Consider the following 19546-nt stretch of genomic DNA (forward strand, 5'->3'; position numbering starts at 1 on the left):
GGGAATACCGCCCCGGGCACCGGCCACGCCCAACCGCGAGGAGCCGGGCGTCGGGCTGGCAAGCCAAGCCCTTGCGCGACCCGGATTCCGGCACCCTGCACGGACTCGGCGGAGGGCAACCCGCTGAGCCGCGACAAACCCCTTCACACCGAGGAGCGCCACATGAACACCGACACGCAGGCCATGAAGAACGCCGCGGCCTGGCTGCACGCCAACAACTCCACCCTTGCCGCCGTACTGCGCTTCTACAGCGAGCGGATGGGAGACAACGCAGTCGACCTCCGCGACCTGGCAGCCAAGGGCGGCAACGCACGCATCACCGCCGATGCCGCCGCCGGACTCGCAGCCGACTTCGAACAGCGCCAACAGCACGCCACACGCCTGCAGAACGAGCTGTACGAGCTCAGCCACCGCGCATAGTTCCGAACCTGGCGGCCCGCCGCAATATCCGCGGCGGGCCGACCCATGCGCCTGCGCTTAGGAGAGCGCATCGAAGTGCACAACCCGTCCGACGCCGCCTCCGGCGTCTAAGGTGATCTATGCGAGGAGCCGAACCACTACCGCAGGCATGAGTGACGCCCGGCGCAAGTGGGCAACCGCGCCGGGCGTCGGCTCCCTTCACGAGGAGCACCACCAGGATACGGGAACCGCACATGATCACCATCGACGGGAGGCGTGTCCTCTCCCGCCGTGATATCCGCGAGCAGTTCGGCTACGCCATCAGCACCCTGGAGCGCTGGTGGGCCGAACGCGACACCAACGGATATCCCGACGCCGTAGGGCTCCATGGCACCCTCTACTGGTACGAGGACGAATGGAAAGCGTGGGATAAGCAGCGACTGAACCCCGAGGGCATGCTCACCCGGCCCGAGCTCGCCGAGAAGACCGGCTACACCGTCCGCTACCTCGAATCGCTCTGGCGTGCGCGCAACGCCAACAAACATCCTCTGGGAATGCGCATCGGAGGCCGCCTTCGCTGGAACCGACAGGCATGGGACGACTGGAACCGGCAGCGACTGCGGATCGAGGACATCGAGCCGACCGTCGAGGGGAAAACCGGTGACGAGGACTACCTCATCGGACCCGCGGAGTTCTCGCGCATCCTCGGACACGCGGACACCAGCACCGTCAGCAAGGCCGTCAAGACGCCGCCGCCCGGCTGGCCCCAACCGGATGAATGGGAAGACCTCCCCAGCGGCCGCAAGCGCCCGAAATGGCGGCGCCAACGCGCCCTGGCGTACCGCGACCGCCGCGCAGACCAACCCATCCGCAGAGGCCGCCGAGCAGGCAGCCGTAACGCCCGATACCCGTATGCAGGCGACCCTCGGCTCACGCTCGCTCGCAAGCTCCTCGCCGAGCGCCCCGGTGCCACCAACGCCGAGCTGATCGAGGAACTGGCGCTCTCCGCAGCACCATCAAGCAGCTACAGCACCTGGACCAAAATCCTCAGCAGTGCACGCAAGAATCCCAGGTGAAACGACCAACCACTCCCTCCGTTGCGTCTTGGTCGAGATTGAACATCTGGTCAGGTCTGGCGGCTGTATCTGGTGCCTTCAGCGGGGCACGCCTCTCAGCGGGGTGGGCGTGTGGCCTTTCTGTGGCTGGTGCTGTCACGGCTGCATACCGAAGTCCCCGGCCATACCCGCTGATCTGAGGCGGCGGGCATCCTCGGCGTACGGGACGGGCGTAGAGAGGGCTGCGGGCGTGGCGAGGCATGTGGGGCGGGGCCGGTGGCGGTGGATGCTCGCCCGGCTGGTGTGGGCGCCGGTGTGCGGCCTTGTGGCGGGTGGGATTGCGTGGGCGGTCGTACGGGTCGGGCTGGAGACGGCGGATCAGCTCTCGAGTGTGATCGGCGGGGCGGCCGGCCTGGTCGGTCTCGCGGTATCGTTGCTCACCCTTCGCTCTCCCGCTCCCGCCCGTCCCGCGGCCGCGGCCGCGGGTGGCGGTGGGGAGGGTGGGCGTTGGGTGCGGGACGCCGCTGCTCACGACTCGTACCGCGCTCCCGCCGTTCCGGCCCCTGTACGGGGCCGCGACAGCCAGCTCGCCGACATCGAGCAGATGGCGGCCGGTCGGGACGGCGGACTGGTCGTGGTCTGCGGTACGGGCGGGCTGGGCAAGACCACCCTTGCCGCTCAGGCCGCCCAACAGGCCGAGGCGCAGGGGCGGGCGGTGTTCTGGGTGCGGTGGCAGGACGATGCCGCGCGTCTCGCCCACGACCTCACCCGCATCGTCAAGGAACTCGGCCTCGCCGAAAGCCGCCTTCAGGACGCCCAGAGCGGTCAGGCCGCGCTCGTCGATGTGGTGTGGGAGCACCTGGCGGCGGTACGGGGGTGGATGATCGTGATCGACAACGTCGACACCCCCAACCGTCTCGGCCCAGGCAGCGAGCCGCCTGGTTCTTACCGGGGGTGGGTACGCCCTGACGGAGCCGGTCTCCTGGTGGTCACCACCCGCGACGGGGCGCCCGACACCTGGGGGCCGAGAGCCCGCCTGGTCCCCCTCGAACCCCTGGCCGACGACGCTTCCGGCCAGGTGCTACGTGACGCCGCACCCCGCGCCGGTACCGCGGAGGAAGCCGCCGCGCTCGGGGAACGCCTCGGCGGGCTGCCCCTTGCTCTGGAGACGGCGGGCCGCTACCTCGCCAACCCCACCAGCCGCTTCCGCACCTTCACCGCCTACCGGCACGCCCTTGACGAAGAGTTCGGTGACCTCGTCGGCGCCGAACATCCGCAGGCGGCCGATCCGGAAGTCGCGCGCACAGTGGTGCGGCACACCTTCGACCTCTCCCTCACACAACTCCACAGCGAGGGCTACACCCTCGCCCGCCCCACGCTGTATCTCCTCGCGCTCCTGGCGCCCGCACCCGTTCCGCGCACTCTTCTCACCCCCGCCCTGCTCACCGACGCCACCGGCCGCAGGGTCACCGCAGCCGAACTCGACGCCGCCCTCGCAGGGCTCCACCAGTACGGCCTGATCAACACCCCGGGGGAGACCCTTGCGGTCGGGCAGGTTGTGCTGCACCCCGTGGTCCACGACGTCATCGCGCTCACCGCGCCCCCCGGCACCGACCGCACCACCTGCTACGCGGCCCTCGACGCCCATCTCACCCAAACCGTGCACGACACCACCGCCGCGGGCCGCGCCGGCTGGCCCACCGCCCGCCTCCTCGCCGCCCACCTCCCGCCCCTCCTCGACCGCACATCCGACGCCGACTTCACCACCACCCGCGACTTGCTCGACAGCCTCGCCTACACCCTTCGCAACGCGGGTGCCGCAACTGAAGAACACCTCCTGCGCCGGTGCGTCCTGGACGCCGAGACCCACCAGCACGGCCCTGATCACCCCGACACCCTCGCCAGTCGCAACAACTCCGCCACCTCCTTGAACGCGCTAGGTCGTCACGAGGAGGCCGCCGACCTTCATCGGCAGACCCTCACCGACTACGAACGCGTGCTGGGCCGGGGTCATCCCGACGCCCTCAACAGCCGGAACAATCTCGCCAGTTCCCTGCGCGAGCTCGGCCGGTGCCGGGAGGCCGCCGACCTCGATCAGCAAACCTTCACCGACCGCGAGCGCGTTCTGGGTCCGGATCATCCCGACGCCCTCGCTAGTCGGAACAATCTCGCCAGTTCCCTGCGCGAGCTCGGCCGGTGCCGGGAGGCCGCCGACCTCGATCAGCAAACCTTCACCGACCGCGAGCGCGTTCTGGGTCCGGATCATCCCGACGCCCTCGCTAGTCGGAACAATCTCGCCAGTTCCCTGCGCGAGCTCGGCCGGTGCCGGGAGGCCGCCGACCTCGATCGGCAGACCCTCACCGACCGCGAGCGCGTTCTGGGTCCGGATCATCCCGACGCCCTCGCTAGTCGGAACAATCTCGCCAGTTCCCTGCGCGAGCTCGGCCGGTGCCAGGAGGCCGCCGACCTCCGTCGGCAGACCCTCGCCGACTACGAGCGCTTTCTGGGCCGGGACCACCCCCGCACCCTCGCTAGTTGGAACAATCTCGCCACCTCCTTGTATGCGCTCGGCCGGTGCCGGGAGGCCGCCGACCTCGATCGGCAGACCCTTACCGACCGCGAGCGCGTTCTGGGCCCGGATCACCCCGACACCCTCGCCAGCCGCAACAACCTGGCAGAGGCACGGGCCGCAGCCGCGTATACCGAACGACGTCGATGGCCGTGGCAACGCACCCGTCCCTGACCGGACCGCGGACCACGCCCCGAGCACGGACTCGGTGTGGCAACGTCCCGCCCGGCAGGAAGCCCGTGGTCGCCACGTACGAGATGGAAAGCACCTAGCCAGGGGCAGCAATCGCATACCCCTCGGCTTCGAGTCAAACGGGACCCCCAGCTAGCTTCCGCAAGGGACGCCGCGGTGCGGGGCAGGTTCGATTCCGGAGCGGGCACAGATGTCTACCGGAGGGAGATTCGCTGTCAACTCTTGAGCTCTGATCCACCTCTTGTGGGGCCGTGAGGGCTATGGCCTGCTGGCTTTATCGAGCAGTAGTGACGTCACTTGTCGATGGGTTTGGGAGGCACCCCGAACCACGGTCGGGTGATGTTGATGAGTTCGGGAGGCGCCAGGTCTCTTGCCAGGGGAGCATCGGCATGCTCCTGGTGAAAGGTGCTGGTCATGCCGCCGATGTCGAAGGTCGAGCTGTACGCGGCGATCCGGCGTGACCACCGCGGCGGCATGTCGATGCGCGAGCTTGAGCGCAAGCACGGTGTGACCTGGCGGACGGTGCGGAAGGCGTTGGATTCGGCCTGGCCGGAGCCGCGTAAGAAGCTCCCGCCCCGGGCCACTGCTCTGGGCCCGTTCAAGCCTGTGATCGACGAGATCCTGCGGGCGGATCTGGATGCGCCGCGCAAGCAGCGGCACACGATCACCAGGATCTTTCACCGGCTGGTCGAGGAGCACGGGGCGGATGTCTCCTACGGGATGGTCCGCTACTACGTCGCCGGACGGAAGCCGGAGATCCTGGTCGAGTCCGGCAAGGCACCGTTGGAGGCGTTCGTCCCGCAGAACCATCAGCCCGGTCATGAGGCGGAGGTCGACTTCGGCGACGTGAGTGTGCGGCTGGCAGGTGAGTTGGTGACCTGCTACTTGTTCTCTTTCCGTCTGTCGTTTTCGGGCAAGGCGGTCCACCGCGTGTTCGCCTCGGCCGGTCAGGAAGCCTTCTTCGAAGGCCACGTCCACGCGCTGCGGACGCTGGGCGGCGTCCCACGGAGCAAGATCCGCTACGACAACCTCAAGGCCGCCGTTGCCCAGGTGCTGGGGCTGAGCCGGGCGAGGGTGGAGACGGATCGGTGGATCGCGTTCAAGTCGCACTTCGGCATCGAGAGCTTCTACTGCCGGCCCGGTATCGAAGGCGCTCACGAGAAGGGCGGGGTCGAGGGCCAGATCGGCTACTTCCGCCGCAACCACTTGGTTCCCGTCCCCGAGGTCTCCTCGCTCGCCGAGCTGAACGGGATGGTCGAGCAGTGGGACCGGCAGGACGACGCCCGCCGCATCGGATCGAGAGCGAAGACGGTCTCGGAGTGCTTCGCGCTCGAACAGCCGCTGCTGCGGCCGTTGCCCGACGAATCGTTCAAGACGGGCCGGCTCTTCACGCCGCGGGTCGACCGCTACAGCCAGATCCCTGTCCGCACCAACCGCTACTCGGTCCCGACCAGGCTGATCGGGAAACGGGTCCGGGTCGTGCTGCACGCTTCTCACCTGGTGGTCTACGACAGGAACGTGGAAGTGGCCCGGCACGAGCGGCTGATCGCCAAAGGCGCCGTCCGCCTGGATCTGGACCACTATCTGGAGGTCCTGGTCCGCAAGCCCGGTGCCTTTCCCGGCTCCACCGCCCTCGAACAGGCCCGCTCGGCCGGCAAGTTCACCCCGGTCCATGACGCCTGGTGGGACCAGGCCAAGAAGATCCACGGCGAGCGGGACGGCACCCGGGCCCTGATCGAGGTCCTGCTGCTGGGCCGGCATCTGCCCCACGAGCATGTCGTCGCCGGCCTGGCCGCGGCCCTGCGGGCCGGGGCCATGACCGCGGACGCCGTCGCACTGGAGGCCCGCAAGGCCGCCCAGGCCGAGACCGAACCCGGCACCACCGCGAATGCACCGGCCTCGGGCAAGCCGCCGGCGACGGTGACGTCCCTGCACGAGTGGCGCCTTGCTCATCTTCCGCCGGACACCAGGCCGCTGCCCTCGGTGACCCCCTATGACCAGTTGCTCCGACGCCGTCGCGACAGCGGCGGTGACCACCGTGAGGGAGAAGCCCAGTGACCGTTCCCCGCCAGCGAGGCTTGACCGAGCAGGCCGCCGACGCCGCCATCGACACCGCCTGCCGCATGCTGCGGCTGCCGTCGATCCGCAAGGAGTTCTCCGACATCGCCGACCGGGCGCTGAAGGAGCAGATGACCTACCGGGGCTTCCTCGCCGAGCTGCTGATGGCCGAGTGCGACGACCGGGCCCGACGCCGTTCGGAACGGCGGATCAAAGCGGCGAACTTCCCGCGGGAGAAGTCGATCCGGGCGTTCGACTTCGAGGCCAACCCCAACATCGACGCGGCCACCGTCCACACCCTCGCAAGCTGCGAATGGATCAAGAACGGGCAGCCGCTCTGCCTGATCGGCGACTCCGGCACCGGCAAGTCCCACATGCTCATCGCGCTGGGCACCGAAGCAGCGATGAAGGGCTACCGAGTCCGCTACACCCTCGCCACGAAACTCGTGAACGAGCTGGTCGAGGCCGCCGACGAGAAGCAGCTGAACAAGACCATCGCCCGCTACGGGCGTGTTGATCTTTTGTGCATCGACGAGCTGGGCTACATGGAACTCGACCGGCACGGCGCCGAACTCCTCTTCCAGGTCCTGACCGAACGCGAGGAGAAGAACAGCGTCGCCATCGCCTCCAACGAGTCCTTCGGCGGCTGGACCAAGACCTTCACCGACCCCCGGCTCTGCGCGGCCATCGTCGATCGCCTGACCTTCAACGGCACCATCATCGAAACCGGCACCGACTCCTACCGCCTGGCCAGCACCCGGGCACGGGCCGAGGAGCCCGCCAAGGCCGGCTGACTGCTACCAGCCACCCGCCTCGACGGCCAGCCGCCCTGACGGGCGGCTGGCCGTCCCACTGACGACACTCGTCGCGACCACTCTTGCTCGGGAGTGATCCCCCATCTGCTCGATGGGTCTCCACACCTGTTTTCGACAGGAGGAATGAGGTTCTCTGCGTCAGCCCCAGTTGTGATCTCCAGTGAAGCCGTCGATGGACTCGCGCAGGATGTCCGCGTGACCCGCGTGCCGAGCGACTTCCTCAAGCATATGGATCAGTGCCCAGCGCAGTGACACGGTGGCGCCGTCGAAGAACGCATATGCGGTGCCGGTGGCGTCGATGTCTAGGCTCTCGATCGCTTCGTCCGCAGCGGCCCGGGCACGGGCATAGAAGTCCAAGATGTCCTTGGTCGGCTCGTCAGCGGCTACGTGCCAGTCGGATGCCTCGTCGCCTTCGACTTCGAAGGGAAGCGGATCGCACTCGCGACCGAACGTCAGGCAGAACCAGACGAGTTCAGCGCCGGCGAGATGCTTGAGCAGCCCAAGGAGACTCGTGCCCGACGGGGCTACCGGGCGGCGCAGTTGGTCGTCGTCGAGGCCCTCGAGCTTCCAAAGCATCGCATCGCGGTGTCGATCTAGGGCGATGTGCAGGCTTTCCTTCTCGCCGCCGGTGAACGGCACATGTCTGACCATGCCCAGACCCTAGTGGCTGAGGTCGCAGGGCCTGGTGCCGTCATTTCTCCTCAACATTGACGAGCCTGTTGATCACCAAACGCCTCCGGAAGCCGTCAACAAACGCTGTTCCGTTAGATCAACGAAGCCAGGCCTGCCGTGTGGTGTCGTGGGAGACGCCTTCAAGAACGGCATGGCGGGTGCACCACGGTCAGTTCAGATGCTCGGTTGTTCCTTCACGTCGAACTCGTTGCCTTCGGAGTCCCAACCACTGTCGTCGCTGCGCGCGCTGAGAACCGGACGAATTTCCCTGGCATCCGGTCGATGACACACAGCGGCGATCACCGAACATGGTGATATTCGTCGGGGAGCCGTGACCTGCGGTGCCTGCCGCTGTTGGCCGGGCATGCGAAAATTGATCTCTACATCTGTCGTGGCGGCCGTCGCCAGCGCTGTGCTCGCCGGTCTCGCGCCCGCCACCGCCGCGCCATCCTCGACCACGGCAGACGGGTACTCCAGGCCGGTGGTCAAGGTGACGTGCCAGGCAGCCAACGTCCGTTCAGCTCCGAGGAAGTCCGCGCGCTTGGTCGGGGTGGTGTACCGCGGCGAGAAGGTGAAGGTCCTGGGCGGTCTGAAGCGCAAGCTGCCCAAGCGCGGCTTCTCGCACCTCAAGATCCAGTTCCGGAAGGCCGGCGAGAAGCGCCGGGGATGGGTCATCTTCAACTGCGCAGATCTCTATCAGAAGTACTAATGAAATGCTGGTTGGTCGGTGCTGTCGGCCGCGCCCTGCCTACGTTTCCCGTGAATGATCTATGGCGTGTGTGGTGACCTGCCTGCTCGTCGTCACTCGGTGAGGGTGTGGTTGTGCAACCGGCGATGCCGAGCGCGACGGCGACGGCGGCCCCGGAGGCGGCGAAGGCACGGCGGCGGCCAGGCCACGACGGAGTTCGCACCGGCCCGTGCCCGCCGCGTCTGCGGTGGGCACGGGCCGGTGAGGGAACGGGTCAGTGGCCGTTAGTCTCCGTGGCGTCGGTCAGCCGGTAACGGCGGGGGGTGTCGGTTACCCGCTCAGCCAGCCCCTTGGTGGTCAGCGTGGCTAGGGCGTTTGCGATTGCCCCGGAACTCCTTTCGATCACCCGGCTGATCTGCGTCGCCGTGAATTCCTCAGTGGGGTGTGTTTGGAGGTGCCTGAGTACCTGCTCGCGCAGGGCTCCGGGGGCCAGCCGACCGGCAGCGGGTGCGGGTGTGGGCGGCGTGTCCGACTCCGGGGCGGCCGTTGGCCTGCCGGGTGTCGGCGAAGTTGCCGGAGCGCCGTCGGCGTGAGGGCGAGTCCCGTCCGGCGTGGGGTGGGTGGCGTTGTGACCATCCGTGGCCGCAGCAGCCGTGTTCTCGACGGGCTGCGCGGTGTCGGCGAGAGGTGCATCGGCCTTGTCCTGCTCCGTGTCTTCCTTGGCGAGTGCGGGGTTGGGGTCCGGCTCGGGGGTGGTCTCGGTGTGTTCTGTGGTGTGCGGTTGGGTTGCTTGTTCGGGGGCGGGTTCCCAGCGGTCGGGGGTGCGGCGGCCGCCTTCGAGCTGGCCTCGGGTGCGTACGGCGAGACCGTGCTGTTCCAGGTATGCCAGGGCCCTGGTGGCGGTGGAGCGGCCCAGTCCGGTGGCGCGGGCCAGATCCGCGGCGGTGCAGTCGGTCTTGCCCGTCAGGGCGGTGAACACGTCGACGGTGGAGCCGGTGAGTACGGTCTCGTCTCCGGTTTCGGAATCGGGGCTGGGGTCGTGGTGGGGGGGTGTCTTCTTCGTCATGGGTCTCTCCCGTGGTGGTTCGGTGGGTGGACCCCGGCCGGGGTGCGGCCGCCACTGGGTGGCCGTGTAGGACGGCCGGTGCGTGCGCATCGCGGGTGGTTCCGGTCGTCCCGCGACCATGGACGCTCGACTCTTGTGTGTTCGTCAAGCGCCGCATCGCTCCTGGTCAAAGAGATGTTGGGGTGCGGTATCGGGAGCGAGTGCACCCGTCGGGTGCGCGTTGTTCAGACGGGTGCGCAGGGTGCGGGCGCGTTGCTGTCCGAGGTGCAGTTGGCGACGGAGTTGGCGGATGGAGATCGGCTGGCCCGTTCGTGCCCGCCACGCGGTGTCCAACGCCAGAGCGCGCGCGAAGAGGTCGGTGTCTGAGGGGCGCACGTGACGGGAGCGGGGGCGGGAGCTGGTCGGGTCGGGGTGCGCCTCCTCCCAGTCGGTGCCGTCTGCCGCATGTGTGGCCGTGGCAGGTGGTGCTGCTGTGGCAGTGGCCTCGTGCGGCAGCGTGGAGGGATGCGCGAGGGTTCGGTGGTGTGGCGCGGGTGCACTGGCGGGCGCGGGCGGGGTGCGGTGGTGCACCTCGGTCAGCAAGCGGCGGTAGGCGGCGATGGTCTCGGCCAGGGCGATCAGCAGTAGCGGGGGCGTGAGGTGGAGTAGCACCGCGGCCGGGTCTGCCTGACGCGGGAGCCCGATGCGTCCGTCGGGCCACAAGGAGGCCCAGGTGTTCATCAGCGCCGCGCACAAGCCGGCACCCCAGCGCATGGTGGTCGACCAGGCTGGCGGGGCAAGGCCCCAGCCGGCGAGGCGGGCGTCGGCGTACAGGGTGCCTGCCAGAGCAAGGCTGATCATCGGGTCTAGCAGGATGGCGATCGGCAGAGGGATGCCGCGGCTGGTGGCGAAGCCGGTGACGTTGACCGCCGTGAACACCAGGGCGAGAACCCCGACCGCGCACAGCACTGCGGTAAGCGCCCGGAGCATCCGAGCAGCCTCAGTTTGTGGCGGCCCGCTCATTGGCGCCCCTTGCGTACCGCGGGGCGGGTAGCGCCCTGGAAAGAAGCACTGTCGGTGTCCGCCGGGCCTTCACGTACGACGGCTCCCGGCCTCGGAGCGTCGATTGCTCGACGGGAGCCGATGTAAAGGGCGACGTGGGTGATGTGCTCCGCGCTGGTGCCGAAGAACAGCAAGTCCCCCGAAAGCAGCGGAGCATCACGCTGTACGCGCGGGCCGTGGCGGAACTGGTCCTGGGCCACGCGGGGCAGTGTGATGCCGGCGGAGGCGTAGGCAGCTTTGGTCAGTCCGGAGCAGTCGAAGCCGCCCTCGGCTGGGCCGTCGCCACCCCACACGTAGGGGGCGCCAAGGTGCGTGCGGGCGAAGGCAACCGCTTTGGCAGCGGGCTTGTTTGGGGTCGGTGCGGCGGAGTCGTACCCGTCGGCGATGGCCAGGACGCGGTTCACGTAGGAGTCGGAGTGATTGTAGTGCCAGATAGCACGCCGTAGGTTCTGGCCGTTCTTTGCGCCGTTGGCGCACAGCAGCCGGGCGGCAGCGTAGACGGCGTTGACGGGGTCCCAAGGTGTTGGCGGGTTCTTCCCGCCCGGCGGTACCGGATAGGCGTACATCTTGAAGGTGGAGGGGAGGAACTGCATCGGCCCGACCGCGCCCGCCGAGGAAATCATGGTGGGGTCGCGCGAGTGGTCGGTCTCGACCTTGCCGATGGCGGCGAGGATCGTCCAGTGCAGGCCCGGGCACTCGGGTGCGGCGCGCTGGTAGAGGGCGAGCAGGTGGGCGGGGATGTCCATCCGCGCGTACTTGTTCGGCGACAGCCCGCCTAGCAGTGCGGCGATGATGGCAGCGGCCAGCAGCGGTAGGGCGAGGATGGCGCAGCCGATGCCTCCGGTGGTCTTGGTGAGCAGCGAGTTCACGAGCCTGCCCCGGGCCCGGCAGGCGGTGGGAGCGGCGGCACGGGGAGGGTGAGGGCGGTGTCGGCGTCGGTGGGCTCCAGTTCGCATGCGGGGCAGAGGGGGGACCAGCGGGTGGCGAGGTGGGTGAGGGTGGTGCGGCGCGTGTCTCCGGGTGCCAGGGGGCTCCACCAGGGGCCCCAGGGTTCGGTGGTGGTGAAGTCCGCGGAGGAGGTGGCGATGTTCAGGTCCAGTTCGCGTGCGGGGGCGGTGAGGCGGCGGCGCAGTGCCTGGTCGCGGGAGGCGGTGCGGGTGTGGATGAGCAGGGCTGGCCGGGCGTTCGCCGTGGTGGTGAAGGCGGCGTAGCCGGTGAGTTTCGCTTCGACGCGCGACAGGGGCTGGCTGCCGGTGTCGTATTCGAGGAAGAACGGCAACACCAGGTCGCCGGCGCCGTAGTGGGCGTAGGCGTCGGGGCGGACGATGTCGCCCCAACGGCGGGCGCAGGACCGCTCGGACAGCCAGAGTGGCAACCCGGTTCCTGCGGTGGTACGGCTGCGGGCGGCGAGGCGTACCAGGAGTTCGTTGACGCCGAGATCGTGGCCCAGCCAGGGCGAGTAGGCGATGCGGCCGGTGTGGCTGGGGCGCCAGCCGAGGTCGGCGAGGTCGCATCCGGCATGGGCGGCGAGTACGGCGGCGCCGGCGGGGCCGAGGGTGTAGTGCTCGGGGGCGGATCCGGTCTGGGTGAGGGGGCGGAAGGAGTCGAGCACGCCGTGGTGGTGCAGGGTGCGCAGGCGGCGCTGGGCGGCGCGCAGGGAGGTGTAGGCCAGGCTGGCGATCTGGTGGGTGGTCAGGACGCGGTGTTCGTTCAGCATCCGGGCCAGCCACAGGTCGCGGGCGGTGAGGACGCGGGATAGGGCGGCGATGTCGGTGTGCCGGGAGGGGCGCCTGCGGGTGGTGGCGGCGCGGGCGGTGTAGCGCGAGCCGGGGCCGGAGGCAGGGCGCGGGAGTGCGGGCATGGGAGTCTCCACCAGAGGGGCGGTGCGGGAGGGGTGTCAGGGGCGGGTGGCCGGGCGGGGGCCGGTGCGTCCGCCGGCCGCCGCGCGCAGGTCTTTGGCCCGGCCGGGCACTGTGGGCGGGAGGGGCCGGGTAATGAGGGTGAAGGCGGCGGATTCTGCGCCGCCGGTCAGCAGGTGCGCAGCGGCCTGGTAGGGGCCGAGGTGGGCGAGGTCATGCGCGGCCAGGGTGGGGAGCGTGTGCCGTTCCAGGGCGTTGGCATCTTCCGGAGAGGCGTTGAAGAAGACCTTGTTGCGGGCGTTGGCGGAGATGCCTTCGCGCAGGTCGCGCGGGAGCTGGGCGAGGTGTTGGTGGGCGAGGAGCATGGACAGGCGGTAGCCACGCGCCTCGGCGAGCATGTCCTCCAGCGGATACGGCAAGGTGAGGAAGTTGTGGGCTTCGTCGATACTCAGCGTGGCGTCGATGCGGGTGTGCTCGGGGACGCGGGCGCGGGCTGCTGCGGCCTGCCAGGTCCCGGCGACGATGAACGAGCCCAGCAGCCGTGCGGTCTCCTCGCCGAGGGCTCCTTTGGGGAGGCGGGCGAGGAGGATGCCGCCGTCGAGGACCTGGCCGAGGTCGAAGGTGGAGGGGCCGGCGGAGATGGCGCGGCGGGCGAAGTCGCGCAGCAGGAAGGCGCGCAGCTTGTTCATCACCGGGCCGATGACGGCGGCGCGGGAGGGTTCGGACATGGATTCGTACCAGGCCCAGAAGCCGCGCAGTACCGGGTCCTTGAGGGCGGGGATGATGCGCAGCCGGTAGGCGGATTCGCCGAGCAGGCGGGGGACGTCGGCGAGGGTGACCAGTTGGCGGGTGCGTTCGCGGTGCTTGAGGAGGGTCAGGCAGGCGGCCCGCATCACGTCGTCGGTCCGCGGCCCCCAGAAGGCGCTGAAAATGCGGCGGAAGATGCCGGTGATGTTGTCGACGACGACGTCGATGTCCGTGCCGTCGAGGACGTTCAGACAGGGCGGGGGGTGCGGGTCGTCGGGATCGATGAGGACCAGGCGGTCGGCGCAGGTGTCGGGGAGCCGGTTCAGGAGGTCGGTGACCAGGTCGCCTTTGGGGTCGATGACGATGACGCCCCGGTGGTGGCGTACGTCGTCCAGGGCGAGGTTCGCGATGAGGGTGGACTTGCCGGATCCCGTCGCGCCCATGACATGGAGGTGGTGGCGGGCATCGGTGACCGCGAGGCCGACACCGCGGCGCGCGCCGGTATCGGAGCGCCCGAGAGGCTTGACGCTGTTGCCGGGTGAGGGTTCGGGGACCTTCGGGGGCGGCAGGACCGAGCGGGCGCCGGCCCGTTGCACGCCAGGAGCATCCGGGTCGACGGGCAGGTGCGCGATGGCGGCAAGCTCAGCGACCGACAGCAGCCCTGGCCGGGAGAGCGGGAAGCACCGGGTGCTCAGCCACGGTTCGGGATGGCGTAGCCGGGCGCGGGCGAGGTAGTTGCGGTCGGCGTAGAGGCCGAAGGCCGAGGCGAGAGCGTGGGCCCGGCCACGCGCCACGTCCTCGGACCGTTCAGTGTTGGTCGAGCAGGTGGCGGCATAGGTGAGGGAGCACTGCCACTGCGGGCCGGAGAGCTTGGTCGCCGACTGCCGTACTGCGGCTCCGTACCCGGGGTCCTGTTTGCCGGTTGCGGCGGGCTGGGCGCGGTGGAAGAGCAGTGCGGCCAGGGCGGGGAGCCGGGCTGGAGCGCTTCCGGCTTTGAGCCTGCGGGCGTGGCGGCGGGCTCGGCGCAGTGCGCTGCCGGTGGCGGGGCGGGCCAGGATCTGCACGCACGCGGACTCGTCCTCGCCCATGCCGCTGGCGGCCTGGAGCAACGCGCGGAGCGGGTCGGTGGCGTGGTCAGTGCGCAGCGGCAGGACATCGTGGCGAGCTGGACGTAGTTGTCCAGCGGATACGGCATGGCCTGGGGTGAGGAGTGCGGCAGGTTCGGTGACGCGGGTGTGGGCGCCGGGCCAGGCGGCCTCGACGGCACTGCGCACCAGGCCCAGCGGTACGGTGCCGGGCAGCCACAGGCGGATGGACAGCCCGGTGTAGGACCAGTTGTACTCGAAGGCGAGGTGCGGCTGGCCAGTGGTGATCCGGCGCCACCAGGGGCGCAGGAGGCCGGCGAGCTGGGCCCACAGGACTTCACCGCCCCTGGGCGCGACGGTGGGTGGTGAGAGGATTTCCACGCAGCGCGCGCCCTGGGCGAATTGCTGCTCGCGCCACCGCCGCAGACGGGTCTTGAGCGCATAGCCGCTGGCCACGGCGACAGCACTGCAAGGGGCGAGGACGGGTGCATGCGCGGCGAGCCAGCCGATGCCCTGGGCACTGATCGTGGCCCAGAGGCAGCCTGGGTTGGTGAGGAAGTCCACGAGTGGCCCGCTGGGCTGGGATGCGGCGTACGCCGGGTGCGCCATCAGAAGTCCTCTGCCGCGTAGGAGCCGATGAGGCCATCGCTGTCGGGTTCTTCGCCTCCCGGTTGATCGGTGGTGAGTTCGCTCGGGTCTGTGGTGATCACCCCGTGTTCGCCGGGAGCGGCGACACTGATGAAGGCGACCTTGTGCCGGCGGTCGCCGGTCAGCAGCAGGGCCTCGCCGCGGGTCGCGGAGAGCAGGAACTCCCGCTCGCCGTGGCAGAGGTGGAAGTTCTCACTGATCACGTCGATGGCCTGAGGTGCCTGGCGGAGCAGGATCTGGGTGGCTGCGTTGGAGACGATGGCCCGCCCGAGGGGGGAGGCGAGGACGTCGTCGGCGTCCTGGGTGACCATCGCAAGACCGGTCCAGTACTTGCGCGCCGCCTTCGCCAAGCGGAACAGGAAGCGCGCCCCGGCACCGTCGCGCATTAGCAGCCACGCCTCGTCCACCACGACCAGGTGACGGCCGGGCTGTGCGCGGTCGGTGACCTGCCGCCAGATCGCGTCCAGCGCGAGCAGCATGGCTGGTGCCTTGACCTCTTCGGGGAGCTGGCGCAGGGCGAACACGACGAGATGACCGTTGGTGGAGACGGTGCTCGTGCCATTGAACAGCCGCGCGTGCGAGCCGGTGGTGAAGGGAATGAGCCGGTCGACGAGATCGGCTGCCGTCTGGCCGTCGTCGTCGGCCAGGACCGTGGCGAGGTCCGCGAGGGTGGGCGGGGTGCGTTGCCACGTGCGTGGGTCTGAGGTGATCCCGGCACGCGTGTAGGCGGCGAGGATGGCCCGGTCCAGCACCGCTTTCTGAGCCGCGGCCAGGTCGCTGCCCAGCAGAACGGCGAGGAACGTGTGCAGGAACAGCACCCGCCTGGTCAGGAGGTCCTCGCCGCTGTCCATCGCGGCCGGGAGGTCGAAGGGGTTGAGGCGTACGCCGTCAGCGCCCAGGGCGACGACGTTCCCGCCGACGGTTTCGGCGAGGCGGACGTACTCGTCTTCCGGGTCGATCACCGAGGCCGTGACGCCGGTGAACAGCAGGCGCAGAAGCTCCAGTTTGGTCAGATAGGACTTGCCGGCCCCGGAGCGGGCCAGGGCGATGGAGTTGTAGTTGTCCTGCGCGAAGCGGTCCCACATCACCGGGGCTGCGGAGACGGCGTTCAACCCGTACAGGACTCCGGACGCCGTACCGTCTTCGCCTGCGGTGATCGGTAGGTCGGGACTGGTGAAGGGGAAGCATGCGGCGAGCGCGGCGGTGTCGAAGGTGCGGCGGATCTTGAGGGTGTCGATACCGAGCGGGAGGGTGGCCAGCCAGCCTGGCAGTGCCCGGTAGGTCGTCGGAGCTACGGTCATCAGCAGCGACTCGGCGATCGCCCGGACGGCGGCGGCCTGCTCGGCCAGACTTTCCTCGTCTGGGGCGTGCACGGTCAGGTACATCGCGACGTGGAAGAGTTTTCCCTCGCCGCGGGCGATGCGGTAGGCGAGGTCGGCGGCGTCCGCTGCGGCGGCTTCTACCTCCGGATCGTCCAGGTGCCCTTTGTCGAAGCCGGTGCGGCGGCCGGACTCCAGTCGGGCCCGTTGCTTCTTCAGCCCGGCCGCCGCCACGGGGTTGGGGACCGGCTCGATGTGCAGGGCGATGTCGAGGTGGCCGGGGAAGTTCAGTAGCGGGGCCAGCCAGCCGGAGGTGACTTCGGCCGGGTAGCCGCTGACCACCAGTGTGGTGGCCAGGTGTTCACCGATGGCGAGGGTGCGGGCGTGCACTTCGATGGCCTCGGGTCCATGGACGTCCAGCAGGCGGGCGGCGTCGACGACCGACGTGTCGCGCTTCGCGTGGCGGCGGGTGAAGCGGATCCAGGTCATGCGTGATCTCCTTCCGGTCCGTCCTCAGGCGCGGTGGGGGTGTCGGGGTTGCAAGCCGCGCTGACCAACTCGGCGCTCTGCTCGCTGTCCAGCCCGGTGACCGTGACCTCGGCGGCGCTGAGTGCGCGGGCTGCCTCGGCCACGCGCTGCAGCACCCGTCCCTCGCCGGCGTGGTGCCGCCTGCCGGGCCCGGCCTCTTCTTCCCTGGAAACCAGCACGATCTGCCGCCCGAGCAGGTTGCCGTCCGCGGCGAGGTCGGCGAGGAAGTCTGCGTGGGCACGGGCGGCCCGTTCCAACTCGGGGTGCGGCAGCGCGGCTGCCTGGTGCTGGAGGTCAGCGGCGAGCGGGGCGAGGTCGATGCGGTGGCAGCGCACCAGCAGTTGGGTGGGACCGGTCAGGGAGTTGAGCCATCGGGCGAACGCCGCGGTCAGGCCCTGCTGCTCGGCGCCCGAGCGGAGCTCGAAGTTGACGGTGGAGCACGTCGCCAGGGCCGCCTTACCTTCACCGCCCAGGTCGAGCACTCCGTTGGGGGTGATGCCGTCATACGGCATGCGCATCGCGGTCGGAGGCGGACCTGCGGCACGGGCCCACTGGTCGGGGATGGCGGTCGGCAGCGGCGGCACGCCTTCGGCGGCCTGCACCCGGCGCCCCCGGGCGCGGGCATGGGTGAGCGCGGCGAGCAGGAAGCGGTCCAGGCCGATTCCTTCCCGCCGGCCGACCGCAAGGGCGGCTAGAGCCCCGGCGATCGGGATGACCAGGACCACGTAGGTGAGCGGTGCCATGAAGAGGCGCGTGGCCCACCAGCCGGCGTACATTACGACTCCGGCAAGAGCGAGGGCCCCGGTCTGCCTGGCGGTGAAGGGTCCGAAGATGCGGTCGGGGCGTGAGATGTCGGCCGGGATGCGGGTGGAGTACGAGGCATCGGTTGCCTCGTCGGGTGGGTTCATGCGGGAGTTACCTCCGGGGCGGTTCGAGGGGCAGCCGCAACTGCATGGGGCGTGGTGGGCGGAGGCGGACGCGGCGGGCTGGTACGGGCAGGGGCATTTGGCGTGTCCTGGGTGCCGGGCCCGCTCGGGCGATCCGCGGCGGAGAGCCTGGCGCTGCTGCGGCGCGGACTGCTGGGGGCGTGGCAGGGATGCGCTCGGCGCGGATCGGCAGCCATAGCTGAGTGGATGTTCCTGACCGGGGGCTGCGCGGGGCGGTGACGGGCAGGGCCAGTTGCCGTGTCCGGCGGGCCTGGGCAGGGTGGATCACGGCGCGGGGGCCTCTCGGCGTACGGGGGACGGGAGCTGCCCCTGGTCTGTGGCGTCGGGGAGCGCTGCCCGGTCGGCCAGCGGCGCCAGGAGCGATCGCCGGGGTGGGCGCTTGATGCGCGCCGGCGGCGCCAGTGCGATGTCCTCCTTGCTGCCCGGCTGGGGCGCCGGAGGCTGGTTGATCTGCTGCCCCTCGCCGCCCACGGGGACGGGCGAAAGCTGCTGGCCCACGGCCAGACGAATCCCGTCCCCGACCTCGGGCACCACCTCGCCCGGGCCCGGTGGGCGGTCGGCCCCTACCGGGCCCGCCCCCGCCCCCTCCCGGCCGGCCACCGCCGCCACCGTTGGGCCCGCCGCGGCCAAGGCCGAGCCCGGCGGCGCCTCCGCCGCGGCCACGCGGTCCGCTGCGTCTGCGGAGCAGGCTCGCGCCGGGCAAGTAGTGGTCCATGAGCCGGTACATCGCCAGGTGCTTGAGCATCCGCACTCCGGTCGGCGCGTGCGGATTGCTGACCGGGGAGCCGCGCAGGACAACCTGCAAGGTCCAGCCGGGAATCTTGAACAGCACCCAGAACAGGGCCACGCCGGCGAGCGTCGTACCTAGCTGATCGGACTTCGGGATGCCCAGAGTCTTGGCGCCGGGAGAGAAGAACAGCTTCAGGGCCAGAACGAACGTCATCGACTGCGCGATCTGAATAACCAGGCATCCGCCCAAGGCCCGCCACCACAGCCGAGCGACCGGATCGGTCAGCGGGTGAGCATGACACGCCAGCATCAACGGTGCGGCCACCGCCAACAGCGCCATCACCGCGACCCGGACCAGGAACCCGATCAATACCGCGAGGACCAGCGCGATCATCACGATCGCCAGGATCAACAGATACAGCTTCAACCCCGCGGTGCCGAACAGGGCGAAGGGGAGGACTTGCTCGACCATGCCCTTCCCGGCGTCCGACATGTCGGTGGCCATGATCGCGTGGGCCAGGGCATTGGACAGGCTGATCGCCTTGCCCATCACCGTCAGCGATGTCGCTGCCGCGACCATCCCCAGCAGCAGCCGCGGCACGATCTGCTGCAGGGCGTAGCGGGTCTGGACCGTCTCGTATCCCATGACCGTGATACCGCCCGCGGTCACGAACAGCACATAGATACCGGCCGTGATGCCCAGCGTCGCCGTCCACAGCCGCTTGATGTCCGCGTGCTTGGTGACATCAGGCGTCGCCAGCAGAGTGTCGGCGAGAAATTCCCGGACCGGCCTCATGATCTGCTCGACCAGCATGCCCAGGAACGAGGTGATCGCGTCCACGATCATTCCGGGAACGTCGAGGAAGCCGAAAGCGCTGCCTCCGTTATTGCAGTCGCTCGGATCGCCGTCCAACTCGCACGCCTGCGGCGTCTGACTCGGCGTCGGCTCCGGCGAGGACGGCGCCTCCGGCTCGGCCTCGGGGCGTCCCGGAGTGGGGGTCGGGCCGGGCGTAGGATCCGGCCTCGTCCCGGACTCGGGTTCCGGAGTGGGCGCGGGCTGCGGTTCGGGTTCGGGCGGATCGGGAGCGGCGGGAGCCAGCGCGGCTGTACTTACGGCCTGCGCAGAGTC

The 19546-nt window shown here is 69.7% G+C and carries 15 protein-coding genes; 6 read left to right on the top strand and 9 right to left on the bottom strand.

Going from position 1 to position 19546, the window contains the following annotated elements; all coding sequences use genetic code 11:
• Positions 1-162: 162 nt before the first annotated feature.
• From DMB38_RS26080 to istB, 5 genes are all read left to right on the top strand, one after another.
• Positions 163-420: a hypothetical protein gene (locus DMB38_RS26080; RefSeq protein ID WP_018851602.1), complete on the top strand. Its 258-nt coding sequence runs from the start codon at positions 163-165 to the stop codon at positions 418-420.
• A 233-nt stretch (positions 421-653) separates the two neighbouring features.
• The gene (locus DMB38_RS26085; RefSeq protein WP_125937201.1) at positions 654-1475 is read left to right on the top strand and encodes a hypothetical protein; all 822 of its coding nucleotides are present in this window, start codon (positions 654-656) and stop codon (positions 1473-1475) included.
• A 265-nt stretch (positions 1476-1740) separates the two neighbouring features.
• A complete protein-coding gene (locus tag DMB38_RS26090; protein WP_125937202.1) occupies positions 1741-4197 on the top strand; it encodes a tetratricopeptide repeat protein in 2457 nt (818 codons plus the stop codon).
• A 441-nt stretch (positions 4198-4638) separates the two neighbouring features.
• Positions 4639-6273 carry an IS21 family transposase gene (gene istA / locus DMB38_RS26095; protein WP_206337844.1) on the top strand — a complete coding sequence of 545 codons (1635 nt, stop codon included), beginning with the start codon at positions 4639-4641 and terminating at the stop codon, positions 6271-6273.
• On the top strand, positions 6270-7067 hold the full coding sequence (gene istB / locus DMB38_RS26100) for an IS21-like element helper ATPase IstB (protein ID WP_125937204.1): 798 nt from the start codon (positions 6270-6272) through the stop codon (positions 7065-7067). Before istA ends, istB begins: the two co-directional genes overlap by 4 nt.
• A gap of 159 nt (positions 7068-7226) precedes the next feature.
• Here istB and DMB38_RS26105 read toward each other — a convergent pair whose 3' ends face one another.
• A complete protein-coding gene (locus tag DMB38_RS26105) occupies positions 7227-7739 on the bottom strand; it encodes a DinB family protein (RefSeq protein ID WP_125937205.1) in 513 nt (170 codons plus the stop codon).
• 412 nt (positions 7740-8151) lie between these two features.
• Here DMB38_RS26105 and DMB38_RS26110 point away from each other — a divergent pair, with 412 nt between their 5' ends.
• Positions 8152-8469, top strand: coding sequence for an SH3 domain-containing protein (locus DMB38_RS26110; protein ID WP_240662478.1), 318 nt, complete (start codon positions 8152-8154; stop codon positions 8467-8469).
• Positions 8470-8722: 253 nt separating this feature from the next.
• Here DMB38_RS26110 and DMB38_RS26115 read toward each other — a convergent pair whose 3' ends face one another.
• From DMB38_RS26115 to DMB38_RS26150, 8 genes are all read right to left on the bottom strand, one after another.
• Complete coding sequence (locus tag DMB38_RS26115; protein ID WP_164716122.1) at positions 8723-9514, bottom strand: MarR family transcriptional regulator; 792 nt, start codon at positions 9512-9514, stop codon at positions 8723-8725.
• 144 nt (positions 9515-9658) lie between these two features.
• Entirely contained in the window at positions 9659-10483 is an 825-nt protein-coding gene (locus DMB38_RS26120) for a hypothetical protein (protein WP_125937208.1), read from the bottom strand.
• 29 nt (positions 10484-10512) lie between these two features.
• Positions 10513-11424 (bottom strand): bifunctional lytic transglycosylase/C40 family peptidase, encoded by a 912-nt coding sequence (locus tag DMB38_RS26125; RefSeq protein ID WP_125937209.1) that lies wholly within the window; start codon positions 11422-11424, stop codon positions 10513-10515.
• Positions 11421-12416: a replication-relaxation family protein gene (locus DMB38_RS26130; RefSeq protein WP_125937210.1), complete on the bottom strand. Its 996-nt coding sequence runs from the start codon at positions 12414-12416 to the stop codon at positions 11421-11423. Before DMB38_RS26130 ends, DMB38_RS26125 begins: the two co-directional genes overlap by 4 nt.
• Before the next feature lie 36 nt (positions 12417-12452).
• Positions 12453-14855 carry a DUF87 domain-containing protein gene (locus tag DMB38_RS26135; protein ID WP_125937211.1) on the bottom strand — a complete coding sequence of 801 codons (2403 nt, stop codon included), beginning with the start codon at positions 14853-14855 and terminating at the stop codon, positions 12453-12455.
• Positions 14855-16702, bottom strand: coding sequence for a DUF87 domain-containing protein (locus tag DMB38_RS26140; protein WP_206337748.1), 1848 nt, complete (start codon positions 16700-16702; stop codon positions 14855-14857). Before DMB38_RS26140 ends, DMB38_RS26135 begins: the two co-directional genes overlap by 1 nt.
• Positions 16699-17649 carry a PrgI family protein gene (locus tag DMB38_RS26145; RefSeq protein WP_125937212.1) on the bottom strand — a complete coding sequence of 317 codons (951 nt, stop codon included), beginning with the start codon at positions 17647-17649 and terminating at the stop codon, positions 16699-16701. Before DMB38_RS26145 ends, DMB38_RS26140 begins: the two co-directional genes overlap by 4 nt.
• A 7-nt stretch (positions 17650-17656) precedes the next feature.
• Positions 17657-19330, bottom strand: a complete 1674-nt coding sequence (locus tag DMB38_RS26150) for a hypothetical protein (RefSeq protein ID WP_240662479.1) — start codon at positions 19328-19330, stop codon at positions 17657-17659.
• Positions 19331-19546 lie beyond the last annotated feature (216 nt).

This window comes from Streptomyces sp. WAC 06738 (genome assembly GCF_003945505.1).
Taxonomy (GTDB): Bacteria; Actinomycetota; Actinomycetes; order Streptomycetales; family Streptomycetaceae; genus Streptomyces.

Coding starts and splice junctions, on each gene's coding strand:
- DMB38_RS26115 (WP_164716122.1), bottom strand. CDS start 9,514: ATGACGAAGAAGACACCCCCCCACCACGACCCCAGCCCCGATTCCGAA.
- DMB38_RS26140 (WP_206337748.1), bottom strand. CDS start 16,702: ATGACCTGGATCCGCTTCACCCGCCGCCACGCGAAGCGCGACACGTCG.
- DMB38_RS26085 (WP_125937201.1), top strand. CDS start 654: ATGATCACCATCGACGGGAGGCGTGTCCTCTCCCGCCGTGATATCCGC.
- istA (WP_206337844.1), top strand. CDS start 4,639: ATGTCGAAGGTCGAGCTGTACGCGGCGATCCGGCGTGACCACCGCGGC.
- DMB38_RS26135 (WP_125937211.1), bottom strand. CDS start 14,855: ATGGCGCACCCGGCGTACGCCGCATCCCAGCCCAGCGGGCCACTCGTG.
- DMB38_RS26130 (WP_125937210.1), bottom strand. CDS start 12,416: ATGCCCGCACTCCCGCGCCCTGCCTCCGGCCCCGGCTCGCGCTACACC.
- DMB38_RS26145 (WP_125937212.1), bottom strand. CDS start 17,649: ATGAACCCACCCGACGAGGCAACCGATGCCTCGTACTCCACCCGCATC.
- DMB38_RS26090 (WP_125937202.1), top strand. CDS start 1,741: ATGCTCGCCCGGCTGGTGTGGGCGCCGGTGTGCGGCCTTGTGGCGGGT.
- DMB38_RS26120 (WP_125937208.1), bottom strand. CDS start 10,483: ATGCTCCGGGCGCTTACCGCAGTGCTGTGCGCGGTCGGGGTTCTCGCC.
- DMB38_RS26105 (WP_125937205.1), bottom strand. CDS start 7,739: ATGGTCAGACATGTGCCGTTCACCGGCGGCGAGAAGGAAAGCCTGCAC.
- DMB38_RS26080 (WP_018851602.1), top strand. CDS start 163: ATGAACACCGACACGCAGGCCATGAAGAACGCCGCGGCCTGGCTGCAC.